This is a genomic window from Methanoplanus endosymbiosus (genome assembly GCF_024662215.1).
Lineage (GTDB): Archaea > Halobacteriota > Methanomicrobia > Methanomicrobiales > Methanomicrobiaceae > Methanoplanus > Methanoplanus endosymbiosus.
The window spans coordinates 2,797,425-2,812,605 of the sequence record NZ_CP096115.1 but is presented as its reverse complement, the minus strand read 5'-3'; the positions used below and the strand labels follow the sequence as shown (position 1 = coordinate 2,812,605).

General features: G+C 35.7%; 12 protein-coding genes. 8 read left to right on the top strand and 4 right to left on the bottom strand.

Annotated features, from left to right (window positions below; all coding sequences use genetic code 11):
* Positions 1 to 144: 144 nt before the first annotated feature.
* From L6E24_RS13075 to istA, 4 genes are all read right to left on the bottom strand, one after another.
* A complete protein-coding gene (locus L6E24_RS13075) occupies positions 145 to 1,437 on the bottom strand; it encodes an IS701 family transposase (protein WP_257744035.1) in 1,293 nt (430 codons plus the stop codon).
* A 957-nt stretch (positions 1,438 to 2,394) separates the two neighbouring features.
* The gene (gene ltrA / locus L6E24_RS13070) at positions 2,395 to 3,894 is read right to left on the bottom strand and encodes a group II intron reverse transcriptase/maturase (RefSeq protein ID WP_257741984.1); all 1,500 of its coding nucleotides are present in this window, start codon (positions 3,892 to 3,894) and stop codon (positions 2,395 to 2,397) included.
* Between the two features lie 600 nt (positions 3,895 to 4,494).
* Positions 4,495 to 5,259, bottom strand: a complete 765-nt coding sequence (gene istB / locus L6E24_RS13065) for an IS21-like element helper ATPase IstB (protein ID WP_257742401.1) — start codon at positions 5,257 to 5,259, stop codon at positions 4,495 to 4,497.
* Positions 5,259 to 6,821 (bottom strand): IS21 family transposase, encoded by a 1,563-nt coding sequence (istA, locus tag L6E24_RS13060; RefSeq protein ID WP_257742400.1) that lies wholly within the window; start codon positions 6,819 to 6,821, stop codon positions 5,259 to 5,261. Before istA ends, istB begins: the two co-directional genes overlap by 1 nt.
* A 409-nt stretch (positions 6,822 to 7,230) precedes the next feature.
* Here istA and L6E24_RS13055 point away from each other — a divergent pair, with 409 nt between their 5' ends.
* The 8 genes from L6E24_RS13055 (at position 7,231) to L6E24_RS13030 (ending at position 15,132) form a co-directional block, all read left to right on the top strand.
* Positions 7,231 to 7,515, top strand: coding sequence for a hypothetical protein (locus tag L6E24_RS13055; protein WP_257742399.1), 285 nt, complete (start codon positions 7,231 to 7,233; stop codon positions 7,513 to 7,515).
* A 53-nt stretch (positions 7,516 to 7,568) separates the two neighbouring features.
* Positions 7,569 to 7,793: a hypothetical protein gene (locus L6E24_RS14785; protein ID WP_373021059.1), complete on the top strand. Its 225-nt coding sequence runs from the start codon at positions 7,569 to 7,571 to the stop codon at positions 7,791 to 7,793.
* Positions 7,787 to 9,208, top strand: a complete 1,422-nt coding sequence (locus tag L6E24_RS13050; RefSeq protein WP_257742398.1) for a surface carbohydrate biosynthesis protein — start codon at positions 7,787 to 7,789, stop codon at positions 9,206 to 9,208. Before L6E24_RS14785 ends, L6E24_RS13050 begins: the two co-directional genes overlap by 7 nt.
* Before the next feature lie 85 nt (positions 9,209 to 9,293).
* Positions 9,294 to 10,001, top strand: a complete 708-nt coding sequence (locus L6E24_RS13045) for a cytidylyltransferase domain-containing protein (protein ID WP_257742397.1) — start codon at positions 9,294 to 9,296, stop codon at positions 9,999 to 10,001.
* Positions 10,002 to 10,005: 4 nt separating this feature from the next.
* Positions 10,006 to 11,010: an N-acetylneuraminate synthase family protein gene (locus tag L6E24_RS13040; RefSeq protein ID WP_257742396.1), complete on the top strand. Its 1,005-nt coding sequence runs from the start codon at positions 10,006 to 10,008 to the stop codon at positions 11,008 to 11,010.
* A 93-nt stretch (positions 11,011 to 11,103) separates the two neighbouring features.
* Complete coding sequence (locus L6E24_RS13035) at positions 11,104 to 12,504, top strand: glycosyltransferase family 2 protein (RefSeq protein WP_257742395.1); 1,401 nt, start codon at positions 11,104 to 11,106, stop codon at positions 12,502 to 12,504.
* Between the two features lie 861 nt (positions 12,505 to 13,365).
* Entirely contained in the window at positions 13,366 to 13,560 is a 195-nt protein-coding gene (locus tag L6E24_RS14780) for an ISAzo13-like element transposase-related protein (RefSeq protein ID WP_373021271.1), read from the top strand.
* A gap of 102 nt (positions 13,561 to 13,662) precedes the next feature.
* Positions 13,663 to 15,132, top strand: a complete 1,470-nt coding sequence (locus L6E24_RS13030) for a hypothetical protein (protein WP_257742394.1) — start codon at positions 13,663 to 13,665, stop codon at positions 15,130 to 15,132.
* Positions 15,133 to 15,181: the final 49 nt, after the last annotated feature.

Here is a 15,181-nt window from a genome sequence, read left to right as displayed (position 1 = left end):
GTCACAAATTCAGTTTTGGGCAACCACACCATTATTTTACAAAAATTATATTCAATTGACTGAAATATAATTGACCAATATTAATCTAAGTTCTAAACCTCACGGTAAGCAAAGGCTCAACTCTGATGATGCGTTGACTAAAATTTAGCCCTTTGTTCGGAACTCCAGAATATTAGTTGACCAGTGATTCTCTTTTTCATAGCGTTTCCGAATAAACTTCATAATTCTTCGATCTCTCATTTTTGCACGTATCAAATTGGTTCTATTTATCAAATCAGCAAGTTCCTGTGTTGTAAAAACTTTTAGTGGTTTATGCAATCTTACTATTGCCACAATCTGATTTAGTGAGAGTATCTTCGATTTTTTCCGGAAATATTCCTTCAAATGCAACAAAAACAAATGAGCAGTTACACAAAGAGCAATGTGATGATTTAAGGATGTCCAACTTCTCCCTCTGAAGCTATCCAAGTCACACAGACCTTTTACATCTTCAAAATTTCTTTCAATCCAGTAGCGCTTTGCCTGTGCCTTCACAAGATATTCCAAGTCAAATTCCAGACTATTTGAAACTGCAAATCTCAGGAAATCTTCTTTCAGATCGCGAATCATAATGAGTTTTACTGGTTTTTCAACGGGCAGATCATTATGCCGACGCCATACAATTAGTTCCGCACATTCGACATTTTTTATACCTCTGTCAGTCAATCTTATATCGACAGTTTTCCAGTTTTTTTGGATTTCTGACAACCATTTAACTTTAGTTTGTGAAGTGTTCTTCACTTTAAGTTTTGAAGGAAATCTCCCTACATTTCCTTTTCTTTTTGGTAATTCCAGCTCTGGTTTGGTAATATAAACCTGCGTATCACTTGCTATGTCGCAAATAAATGTCAAACCACGTTCTTCAAGACCACCAAGGAATTTTGAATCATTTCCGTACAATGCATCTGCCTGAACGTAAGTGAAGGGTATCTTATCAGAAATTGCCCGGTCAACGATATCTAATGCTAAGTCTGGTTTTGTCCTATGTTCGAGCAGTTCAAGTGGAGTTCCAGAATTAAGACTTCTTTCTGTATTGTTTACCCAACTCTCTGTGAAGAAAACCTGAAAATCAATAATGGCCGAGTTTTGGCCAACACAGTAGGAACCAAAGACCTCAACCTGTGCATTGCAGGTTCGTCCAACTGTTCCAAGGTACTGCTTTGAGGTAGCTACTGCATGTTTCCCGTATTTCTGTTGGCCGGATTCATCAATTATCAAAGAACCACCAGGTCCAAGAAGTTTAACAGCATTAATGCGATTTAGTCTCATAACCCTTTCAGCTGACCATGGAGATTTTGAGATAAAATGACTCAGATCACGTGCAGTTCCACATTCCAGAAGATTTTCAGACATTTTACTCATGTTGGAACCACGTGGTAAAATGATTAGCCCATTCATGTAAATTGGGGCATGGTGAAATACACTCCGATTACCATTTAAAAACTCTTTTTCATATCCATTTTTCTTCAGAAAATTAATGATATCAACATCACAATGTTGGATATCTCGTGCGGAAATAGGATTTCCCCTTGTTGAAAAGTCAACATACAAAATAGTTATGTTATATAAATATATTGATCAAACTGTTTGACTTCGCTTAATTTTACTAACTCAAGTGTAAGCTCCGTGTTATTATACATCTCTGGTTCACCTACATTTACAAAATTTCATACTTTCTCGCTTCGGTACACCATCTGGCAAGTCAGCACCCTTTCGGGTTGGGAAATATTCCCTATCCACGTCGTTACAACATGGCTTTGGCTATTTGCCAGGTTCCTCTGCCTGCTAGGCATACGGACCAGATTCCTACCTTCACATGAAGGAGCCCATCAGGTTTACCAGGTTCTGAAAGCCGGATAATTATAGGTATTTTAGGTGTCGTCTTTAGACCGTGCATTATCTGTTTGTTCGCTATACCGTGGAATAGGCCGATATAACCTGATGCAATACCATTTTGGTCAAGCGTTTCACCCTGTTTCGCATGTTATGATTAACGACCTCTCTACCAACGATTCAGTTTCCTTCACCATGATACCATTTCTCTAGCAGATTGTCCGAATAGGGTTTCGGAGTTTTCCACGTTGTCATGAGAGCTTCACACCGCACAGTGTCTGGTACTGTGCCGCATGTCTCATTAGAGATACCCGGAACAAATCGGGCAGCATTACGCAATCCAGACTTTCAACTTCCTGTCACACTATTCCGTTTCATTTGGACACCAGTTCCGTCTGACCCTGAACAGTAAGTCCGCCAGCATTGAACAGTAGATGTCGAATAGGGAGGAAGTGTTACCACCTCCCCCCCTTCCAAGAACCAGTACTTGCAGCTTTCACCGCATACGGCTCACGCATTCCATTACCCGTTAGCGGGCGGCAGTGCAAAATAAGATAATTTAGTTTGGATCCATGGCGTTTGTCTTCTCATTCTCTCCTTTCTTTCGAGGAAATATTTCCTGTCAAGATAGGGATTAGCATTAAGCTTTGGGCAAGAATGTCTACGGATGGGAGCTTCCGAGAATTGTATTAACGTATTCTCTTCTGTTTTGAAAACCCATTTTCTTTTGCCTTCCACATGCCAATATTTACTTGCTACCCATTTGCGACCTTTGTTAGTGTGTCGACGTTTACCCCATTTCCAGGTTACTGTCCAGAGATAGTGATCTAATTTCTGGAAAGTTTCCTTGGCTGCATTATGACGATGATAATTTACCCAACCTCGTATGGTTGGATTTAATACCTTTATCAATTCCTCCTGAGACCATGCTCGGGCTTTTTTAACTTTAGTCCTAATTTTATCAGTAATTGACTTGATTGATTTCTCCGATGGTTTAATGAGGAGTTTTCCTTTATATTTCCGGAAATTGTACCCCAAAAAGTCAAAGCCATTGTTGATATGAGTAATCAACGTTTTCTCTTCCGATAATTCCAGGCCTCTTATTGCGAGGAATTCTTTTATTATCTCCTTTGCTTCTTTTGCGATTTCCTCTGTAGGTGCAGTGACCAGAAAGTCATCTGCATAGCGAATAAAGTGAACTTTCATATTTTGGAATTGTTCATCAAGAATATGTTCAATTCCATCGAGTGTCATATTCGCAAGAATTGGAGACACAAGGCCTCCTTGTGGAGTACCTTTATCTGTCGGAAAGAGAACATTATCAAAGACAAATCCCGATTTTAGGAACTGTGTAAGGATTGATTGATCCATAGGTATGTGTTCCTTAAGCCACACATGGTTAATATTATCAAAGCATCCCCGGATGTCTCCTTCCAGAATCCATATGGATGATGTCTTTCTTCCTAAGCACGTAAATGCATATTCTGATGCATCCTGTGCTGATCTGAAAAGTCTAAATCCAAATGAACGTGGGTCTGCTGTTGTTTCTGCGATTGGTTGTAGGGCCAATCCATAGAGAGCCTGCATTGCCCGATCATACATGGATGGAATTGAGATTGGTCGCTTTGTTTTCTTACCAGGTTTAGGGATATAAATACGTCGTAATGGTTTTGCACAGTAATTTTTGTCTGTGAGGCTCAGAACTGCCTGCATCTTTGCAGATGCTGAGTTCCAGATTTCTCCGTCTATGCCGGGTGTACGCTTACCTTTGTTCTGTGTAACAATTCGTACAGCCAGCAATTTTGCTGATCTTGAATGAGTTAACAGGTAAGAAAGACGTTTCACCAAATTCCAATTTTCTTCTTTTGTTGCCTTTGCAATCCGGATCTGTAGCCGGTTAACAGTGTCTCTTGTTTTGTCCCAGTCAATGGAGTTCCATTGCCGGGCAAGATCCCTGTCAGTATGTTTCTCGCAATTATGCGTCGTTGAATGACATACTTTCATAAGTTTACCTTCCTTCATTGCTTAGGAATACCTGTCCCACGTCAGCACCCTTTCAGGTCGAGGCAACAACCCCTATCCTGCCCGTTACGGCAGGCCTTAGCTTTTTAGGACATCCTGTTCCGTCTATACCATTTGTCGGTCTCACGACTTCCATACCCAAATTGGGAGTATATACGGATTACCAAGTTCCATAACATAGATAATATAGATGCTTTAGGAGCCATCTTTAGGCCGGGAACCATCTGTTCGTTTGTTATATTGTCAGCGTTTCCAACATAACCTGATTCCATACCATTTTGGTTCGGGCGTGTCAGTCTAAATACGCCTGTCTCAGTTTACGACCCATACGATGATTCAGCGTTTGCTTCTCCATGGCATCCTTTCTCTGGCAGATTGATCAGGTTAGACTCCTGATTTTCTCCACGTTGTCCCACAGGCTTCACACAATTCCGTTATCAGAAATGCATGCTGCGGTAGAGATATCCCAAACGAAATGGATAGCTTTACGCAATCTATGTTACAGCTTTTCTTGTCGCACCCGCTAAGACTGAACAGTCCTTCCGCAAAATTTGAACACCTTGATCCAGAGGACATGTAGAATATAAAAAAAGAGGTTATTTAGGGGTCAATAGATGTGCTATCAACTTCATTTCTGCCATTGATTTTACGCATAGAATCACCTTTGAGAGTGATGGTATAGGTATTATGCACAATCCTGTCACAGATAGCATCTGCAATTGTTGCGTTGCTTATCTTTTGGTACCACCCGCCAACCTCAAACTGAGAACAAACTATCGTAGATGCTTTCATGTAGCGTGCTTCCATAATCTCTAAAAGGTCTATGGCTTCTGTCTCACTGATTTTGGTTAAAAGCCATTCATCCAGGATCAAAAGCTTCATTTTTTTGTATCCTTTGATGATTTCCCTGTAATTACCCTCACTCCTGGCAATAGCAAGTTCTGCGAATAATTCCGGGAGCCTGATGTATTTAACCGGATATGAACTTCGATTTGCAGCCATGCCAAGTGCACAGGCAAGATAACTTTTACCTGTCCCTGTAGCTCCGAGTATGATAACATTATTCCTTTCACGAATGTAACTACAAGACGACAGTCTTGTAATCTGTCCTTTATCAAGATGACGGCTTGGCGAGTAGTTGATGTCCTCAATACAGGCTTGAGGATAAACATATTCAGCCTTCCTGATGAGCTGAGTAAGTCTGTTATCCTTTCGTCTATGCCATTCTAAATCGACAAGGATACCAAAACGGTCTTCAAATGACATACTGGCATAAGAATTGTCTTCCATCTGATTACGGAAATTCTGAGCCATGTTGCTAAGCCTCATCTCATAAAGCTTGCTGATTGTTTCTTCATGCAGCATTAGTCATCACCCTCTCTGTAGTAATCAGGACCTCTTATGAAGGCATATTGTGAAGACGGGACTGCATCGTCTTCAGACTCATCTATAAGCAACTTGTTCTTCTTTGATCTGAGAATTACCTGAATACTCTTCAGACTTGGCCTTTCAGTGATTGTTAAAGCACGTTTACATGCTTCCTCAAGGCCTTTTGGAGAATATTTGTCTTCCAGATTGAGCAGAGTCATGCAGGATTTATAGCCCTGTTCTTCCACTCTGCAGCTTGTAAGAAATGAATTCACAACTTTGTAAGTTTCCGGGCCAATGCTTCTTGCCCATTTCTGGAAACGATCTCCGTCCCATTTAACATATTTCTGATGATTGGGAGGCATATGCTCCTCAATAGTGCTGTAACGGGATTTAATACCATATATTCTCGGATGTGTAGCAATACGTTTACCCTTGTAAAAGATCTCCACCATGTTACCTGTGAGACGAACATCCACCTTATGCCTGATGAATTCATAAGGGCATGAGTAGTTCCTGTTCTCAACAGTTACATGGTAGTTGTACTGTACTGTGGCAGTTTTCCATATGGCAGCTTCATATGGTTTTTCCGGCAGAGGCAGAAGATATTCCTTTTCTTCTTCAAAACAGGATGCTCTGGATCCTTCTCTCTTCTGGAATTCCTTCTTGTTGAAGTCATCTAATTTTTCATGGATTGCCTCATTTAACTCACGCAGTGAAAGGAAATCCTGATTTCTAAGTGCAGCAAGTATCCATGTAGATACGATATTCACTGATTTTTCAACTGTAGCTTTGTCTTTTGGAGAGTACGGTCTTGCCGGGATAATTGCTGTTTCATAATGCTCTGCAAGCTCAAGGTAACTTCTGTTGATAATCGTTTCATGGTTACTGTTCTTGATCACACCGGTTTTCAGGTTGTCAGGGACAAGAATTTTTGTAACCCCACCAAAATATCTGTAAGAATTTACATGGGCTTTTGTCCAGTTCTCCTGATTTTGTGAAAGGAAACCTTCTACATAGGCATAGCCACTGTATGGGAGTACAGAAACGAAGATTGAGACTTTTACAGTTTCACCTGTGTCAGTGTCGGTTATCGAAACTTTCTGGCCAGCCCAGTCAACCTCCATGATCTCTCCGGGTTTGTGCTCCAGATGCATGGTAGCTTTGGTCTTATGGACAAAATCACGATAGTATTTGTAGAACTGGGTGTGTTTATATGGGATCAGGCCTGATTCACGGCACTGGTCACAGTATTCAAGCCAGAGCAGTCCTAAAGTAACTCCTTTTTTAGAGAGTTCGTGGTGGACATACTCATAATCCGGCATCTGGTATGTTACACTGGATTTATTGCCAGATATGATTCTTTTTGATAACTCCTCATCACTCAGATTCCTGGCATTTTCCCAGTAAAGGTTGCATTCTTCAGCTCGTTTCAAAGCATTGATCACTGTTGTTCGTGAGCAGTTACACGAACTTGCGATCTGCGTATTCTTTATCCCAAGACTGTTCAGTCTAAGGATTTCTTTGTAGTTTACCATAGGTAAATCAATTCCTGGCATCTCTTTTGACACCAGATGAATACTCTACGTGGGTAATTCTCAAATTATCCATAAACTATCCTGTGGAACTGAGGAAGGCGACTCGCAAGAGGAGCCTGATGAAGTGAAGTGGATCTTTGAAAAGAGGTATCTGGGTTGTTCAATATTGGCGGAATGAGTGATCAGTCTGAACGGACTTAATGATCAGTATCTGCGGACGTACTGTTCAAAGTTGGGCGTAATATACAGACAGACTCGAGATACTGACAAATGCGAAATAATTAATAATTGAATCAATAAATCAATAGATTATGTATTAGAGTCACTCTCAAATTTCACGAGACTCAATCAAACACTGACTTTGAAATTATGAAACTGAAGACAGAATTGCTATCAAATTTGCCTTAAATGAAATGCCTAAATTTGCGTTATGACATCTATAGAAATAAATCAAAGAAAATATCTTGAAGTTGAAAAACTATCAATAGGTGCCTTTTCACCTCTTACAAAATTTATGGATAAGAAAACACTTGAAGAGGTTTCCTCCAACATGAGATTGCCAACTGGGGAAATTTTTCCCTTACCTGTAGTATTTGATGTTCCAATTGACTGTACAAAGAGAATAGAGTCAAAGGATATTTTAAATTTAACATTTGAGGCTGTTGCACGAATGAAAAACTATGGACAATTGTATCAATTATTTGAAGTACTTTAGCTGAAACAGAGTATTACTCGCTCATTTATTGAACTAATTTACCTCATAGTCTATTGAAAAATAACCATGCAACAGCCTCATTTGGTAATAAACTAATAGGTACTTTGGAGATAGAGGAAATATACAAACCTAATAAAAAAGAAATTGTTGGTAAAGTATTCGGAACGACAGATAGTAAGCACCCTTGTGTCCAGAATTTTCTTGAGTTACATGAAAATATGGTATCTCAAGAAAATATGGATGCTTCTAAACTCTATAATGTGTTGTTAAAATGTTAGTGAATCAAGAATTAAATGCTGACTACAATTGGCTATATATTTCATTAGAAACAAAAGTAAGGGAACTTTATCCAAAGCTTTTATTATCTTGCTTTGCGGCTGAGGCTGGATTTAAAGTTGTGATTGGAAAAAATACTCAGGTTGAATCACATATCTTAGATATGCCAATCGGAATTTTTTTAGATAAGGATCCCAATTATGGAAAAATGGCACGTTTTCAAAAAATATTTGAGAAAGGTCATAAAATCGTTGTACAAGATGAAGAATTTAGTATTTATCGTTCGGATAGCCAATTGTTTATTGATCGAATTTTAAAAGATGAAACTTTTGATATATTAGAAAGAGTGTTTACATGGGGTAATATAGATACAGAAATAATTAAGTCTATGTTACCTAATGTCAGTGATAAAATCACACAGACGGGGAGTCCACGAATTGATATTTTAAGACCTGAATTTATACCAATATTTGCGGATGATGCTAATAACATTAAAAAAAGGTATGGTCAATTTATTCTTATTAATACTAATTTTGGATATAATCACTATTTGGGTACCTCTTATGGTGAAGCACAGTTAAAGGAAAAACTTGAGAAATACGGAAATGAGATGGAAACCATATGGAAAGAGAATTTATCATTGGAAAAAGAAACATTCCAACAGTTTATTAAAATGATTCAAAGTTTAAGTAAGGCATTTCCGGCTCATACTGTAATAATACGTCCACACCCATCAGAAAATCACGAAGTTTGGCGTAATCTTATGAGTGATCAATCAAATGTTTGTGTAATACATGAGGGGAGTGTCATCCCTTGGATATTTGCTGCGGATGCAATGATACACAATCGCTGTACTACGGGTATAGAATCATATGTTATGAATACTACCCCAACATTTGCTTTTTGTCCAATTGAATCGACTAAGTTTGATATGTATGTACCTAATGATCTAAGTATTAAAGTTGATTCAATAGCAGATTTGGTTGATAAACTAGATAAAGTCCTTAGAAAAAATAATATTACACAGGCTAATCTGATTGAATCTGATAAAAAAACAATTGCTGATAGGCACTTGGATTCGCTGGATGGTATGTATGCATGCGAACGTATTGTTAGTGAATTAATTGATATAAATAAAAGTATGGTTTTATCTATGACTAATAATGCACTACAATCTGATGGAACTGATTCTCCAATACAGTTTTTAACTTTAATAAGTACAATTGTTAATACTTTAAAAAAGAAAATGTTCACTAATAAACAAAGAATGAACTATAACAAACAGAAATTTATTGGCCTTAAATTAGAGGAAATAGAAGACTGTATAGGTAAGTTTCAATTAGTTTCAGGGCGTTTTGGATCAATTAGGGTAAAAAAAATAGACGAGGATCTGTTTGAAATATGGAACTCAAATTGATTAATGTTTAGAGATAAAGAAAGATTAATATGGAATATGTTGCAGATTATATGATGCCGAGTCAATAACTATTGGGAGTAATTATATGGATAAAAGAGTGGATGTTGGAGTAGTAATAATTTGTCGACAATCATCAACAAGGCTACCCGGGAAAGCACTATTAGAAATTGATGGCAAACCAATCCTCAAATACATTTTAGAAAGGCTAATGACGATTTTTGATAAAAGCTCAATTATTATTGCAACATCGATCGAAAAAGAAGATGATGGAATAGAAAATTTCGCTGATAAAGAAGGGATTGATTGCTATCGTGGTTCTCTTAACAATGTTGCAATAAGATTTTATAAAGCAGCAGCCCAAAAAGGTTGGGACTATGCAATACGTATTAATGGCGACAATGTATTTGTAAATACTGAAGCAATAACTGCTCTGTTAACCGAGTTGAATCAGAACCATTATTTATTTCTCACTAATAAAAAAGATCAGACATTTCCAACGGGTATGAGTGTGGAAATAGTTAACATCGATTATTACAAAGCGAAGCTTGATGAGATTTGTGAAGAAGATAAATACATGGAACATGTAACATTATTGTTTTATGACATATTTAGTTGTGAACATAAATATTATTATAACACTTCAGTTCCTGAAGCAGCAAAATTACAATTGGCACTTGATACACCCGAAGACTTATACAAAATAAAACAAATAATTAGTAAATTCTCTGAAGACCACCGGATATATCATCTTCAGCAGATATATACTATAGCGAGGGATTTAGGATATGTATAATCTGATGAAAGGTAAACATGGTCCTTTGTTAATAGCAGAGATTGGAGGTAATCATGAGGGTGATTTTGAGTATGCAAAACATTTAACCGAGTTAGCCATTCAAACAGATGTGGATTATATCAAATTTCAAATATATAGTGGAGAATCACTCGTATCGAGTATAGAAAGTCCCGATAGAAATTTACATTTTAAGAGATTTCAACTGACGAAAAAAGAACACTTATTTTTAGCCTCGTTGGTAAAAGATGCTGGGATTGGGTATTTATCTTCTGTTTGGGATTATGACTCAATTTCATGGATTGATGAGTATCTGGATCTCTACAAAATAGGGAGCGGAGATATAACTGCGTATCCCCTTCTCAAATTAATTGCACAAATAGGAAAGCCTATCATTCTTTCGACTGGAATTTCTACAGAACAAGAAGTTATTGATGCTGTTCGTTACATTCGCTCGATCAATCCCAATTACAATAACAAAGAGATGCTTGGAGTGCTACAATGTACTGCTATGTATCCAATAGCAAATGGTGATGCTCATCTTAATGTCATGTCTAAATTAAAAGAAATAACCAAAGCCACAGTTGGATATTCCGATCATACTGAGGGTATTGATGCCTTGAGATATGCAGCAGTGATGGGAGCTGAAATATTGGAGTTTCACTTTACTGATAGCAGAGAAGGCAAAGAATTTCGAGACCATGCAGTATCGTTAGTTCCCTCAGAGGTAAATTCATTAATTAATGAGATAAAAATAATCAAAGAATTTCAGGGGAAATGTGTAAAACGACCATTGCAGATAGAATTGGATAATGGACATGATGTATCATTCAGACGTGCTGTATACCCATCTAAGGATATAAATAAAGGAGCATTGTTATCCCAAGATAATCTGACAGTATTAAGACCTAATCATGGTATTGATGCAAGGTATTATGATCAACTTATTGGAAAAAAAGCGAAAAAAAACATTAAAAGACATGAAAAACTTTCATGGAGTATTATTGAATAAATAGTCATAATAAAAATGTATGTCCAATAAATATTATAGAAATGTTATTTAATAATTATTAAAAGTAAATATAAAGAAAGTTGGAGAATTACCATGAAACCATTGGTGACAGTATATATAACAAATTATAATTATGGGCATTACATCAGACAGGCCATACTGAGTGTTCTCAATCAAACTTTTCAGGATTTTGAATTATTAATAATTGATGATGGTTCAACTGACCATAGTCGACAAATTATTGAAGAATATAGAGATCATCCGAAGATTCAAATTATTTATCAGATGAATAATGGATTGAATTATTCTAATAATATTGCGATTCGAGCGGCTAACGGGCGTTATATTATGCGTTTGGACGCTGATGATTTTCTTGATCCAATGGCTCTTGATAAAATGAGCAAAATATTAGAAAAGCATGATGAATTTGGTTTAGTATTTCCAGATTACTATTATGTTAATTCTGAGGGAATTATTATTGGTGAAGAAAGAAGACATAATTTTAATAAAGATGTCAGCCTTTTTGATCTACCTGCTCATGGAGCATGCACGATGATTCGTCTCAGTCATTTAAATGAGTTGGGAGGGTATAATGACTCCTTTACCTGTCAGGATGGGTATGAACTCTGGATCAGATTTATTAAAAAATATGGGGTTACAAATATCAATGAGCCTTTATTTTATTATCGTCAACATGATAATAATCTGACGAATAACGAAAAAAAAATTCTTGAAACACGTCGAAAAATTAATAGCTCGCTTATCGACACTTCTGACTATCTTGATATTACAACTATTGCTATCATACCTATCAGGAAAAAAACTATTGGGGATATTATATGGCCACTCTACGTAAAGGCAAATGGAAAGACAATTCTTGAAGAAATGGTTGAAATCGCATCTAATTCTAATAAGATTCATTATATCGTTGTATCTACAGAAGATAAGGAAATCCAAGAATATGTCCTAAATATTTCAGATAAATTTAAAAAACTTCACTTTATATCAAGACCACCTGAATATGCGAGAATTAATGTCTCTCTCAATCAGACGATTCAAGATATTATAATTCAATGTAATAATTTCATTAAATCCAATGGAATAATTATGCAATTATCAATAGATTATCCATTTATGAGTACTCATTATCTTGAGGATGCAATTAATACAATGTTAATTTTCCAAGCAGACTCATTATTGAGTGTTCGACCAGATAGTTCGATATATTATCAACATACAGGCAGTGGTCTCATTCCTATCCTTAATCAAGAAAAATTTACACGTTATGAACGTGATGCACTATACAAAGGAGTAGGAGGTTTGGTTTTGTCTACTATGGAAAACTTTCATAAGAATAATCGGATGGTATCTGGTAAAGTTGGTCATGTCATAGCAGATCAATTAACTGCATTTGGTGTTTTTTCAGAGTTTGATTTGGCTATTTTTGAATTAGTAGATAAACATCTAATTAATGCTAATGAATTCGGTGGCTAAATTAATGTTATCAAAACTATTTTATCCAGCTATTTGCTATTTAGAGATAATACAGGGGTGCTTTATAAGAAATACTTGGCATGGCTTACTTTTTGTGATTTTTTTAGTTCAATCTGATGGTAATGTGGGCTATCCATTCCAGTGGCACTGTCTGAAAAGTCGATGAGACTCAATAGGGAGGTATTTTGAGCTTTAACTTAGAAAAAAAGGAATATAGTTTTTGTCATTTTAGTATTCGGGAATGTAAAACTGTCATTGACATCTTATGTTGTCAATCTGCTATCTCCCACCTGGAATAAGCAAATAGTATAATATTGAGGATCACTTATTTACAGCAATCTCTAAAAATTGGAGAGACAGATCATTGATCAGTATGGAGGTAATTGTATATTCCGGATAGATCTGAACAGTAAGTCCACCAAAAATGGGCACCGTGTCCGGCGAAACTGGACTGTGAGTCCGTCCAAAATGAACACCCATTCGGCAGAACCTGAACAGTTTACATCCGCGATACAGAGTAACCTGAATATTATGTCAGGCAGTGTGTAATCCATACCAGTTGATGAAGCATCTCTGCTCGTAAAAGTATCTCCTTAAAGGCAAAATATGAACATAAGAATTACTTCCAGACAGAAGAATTCCTCCAGATTTGGCCTCCAAATGTTCTCCTTGGAAGATGAGATGAAGTTAAACGGTTTGCAGGATGAGATGCGGCCGATGTGATAGGGTGGTTACCGGAGTTAGCCTCTGAGAATTATACCTGATGGGTGAAATGTATCAATTCAAAAGGTGTTCTATCCCACCGGAAAAACTGTTCAAAAATTTTGGAACTACTGTTCAACACTAAAATGGCATTGACATATACAGGTAATAGTAAATTTAATAGATAACGCAAGAATATCTACAGTATTAACCATTAAATGTTCTGTTGATAATAATTCATATCCTCTTGGAAGAAAAGTATCAAAAGAGGGGAAGGATGAATTGTTTCTTCTCCCCAATAATTATCATGGTGAGTGGAATTGTATTATTGCCCTAAAGGATGAACTTCACTAACCTATGGTTGATTTATAAATTTATGGAACCTTATATCTTATATTACAATCGTTAATATTGAAGAAACAGAATCGAGATTTTTAATCTCATAAAGGAGTAAAAATGAATATTATTAGTAAATTTATGGTATTTTATAGAGTTAATTTAGATGATATTAATTATTTGTTTGGCAAACAATCTTTAAACTTTAATACAAATGTGAATCCTAATTTTCTCCAAGTGATAATTTCTTTTTTAAATTCTTTGCTTGCTACAGTACTTTTTCTAAAAAAATATTGGTATATTTCATCTAAAGAAATTAAATATGATTATGGACTTAAATATCTCTTTTTTGCAGGAACTTATAATCAATTCGAATGTCTCAAAAATGTTTTTAATTATATGCCATACAATGAAAAAATACTATTTACAGATAATATTAAAATCATGAATATGGTACCTGCTCAAAGCAATATAATTCGCTTAAATAATAAGGATGTCTGTTGGGGTATTGTATTCATTATTCTCAAGGTATTACCTTATTGGCTAAAAAATCTTAATTCAAATCGAAAAGGGCTTGTTCTTGGAGGTATTGGATATATGCAGTGCTTTTTTTATTGCAACTATTTTTATAGAATGTTGAATGATTATAATCCTCAATTGATTATAATGTCCAATGATCATAGTTTTAGTAATAGATCACTATTATATATGTCAAAATCATTAAATTTTAAAACTGTTTATTTGCAACATGCATCTGTTTCAAATCGTTTTCCACCTCTTGAGTTTAACTATGCTTTCTTAGATGGAAAGATTGCTTTTGATATTTACAAACAAACGGGAGTAGGAAGAAACCAAAAAAATATTAAAGTTTTTTTAACTGGTTCACAAAAACCTAGGATTAGTCGGGTTTTTTGTCGAAAAGATAGTAATAATCTGAGCCACAAGAATTTCCATTACCAAGAAGAAAATGATAATGAAAATCATTCAATAATTATATTCGGAATAGCTATCACTAGATCAGATGATATTAATTGCGCTATTAGTTTTTGTGAAAAAATATTGAGACACAATAACATTCATATTATTATAAGAAACCACCCTAGTCAATCAACTTTCAATATCCAAAAAATGTGTGATGAACTAAAGAATGTTACGGTTGAAGATTCTCAAAAATATAACCTTCAAAATTTTTTTAATAAAATTGATTTAATGATTGCTAGCAATTCAAGTATTCACTTAGAAGCAACATTATCAGGTATCCCTTGTTATTATAAAGAATTTGGAAAAAGTGTTACCTCAGATTATTATGGTTATCTGAAAAATGGATTAATTCTTCCTTTTCCAGATTTAACAAATCAAAATAAAAATAATATTCATGATTTATTATTGTTTGATAAAGATCGTAAAGATAATTCAATGAAACTATATTCTAATTCATATAATACTAAATGGCATGGAAAAGAAGGTTGCCTTGTGGGTCAAACTCTTTTAGAATTATCTTCGGGTTATCCAATAACAAACTTTTACTTAAAATATATTGATGAGAAATACAACCTATATTTATATGACTTAAAACACACCTTTCGCTAATTCTTAACTTTAAGTAACTGGTCAGGTGCCCCATGGAAGTTTCAAACCT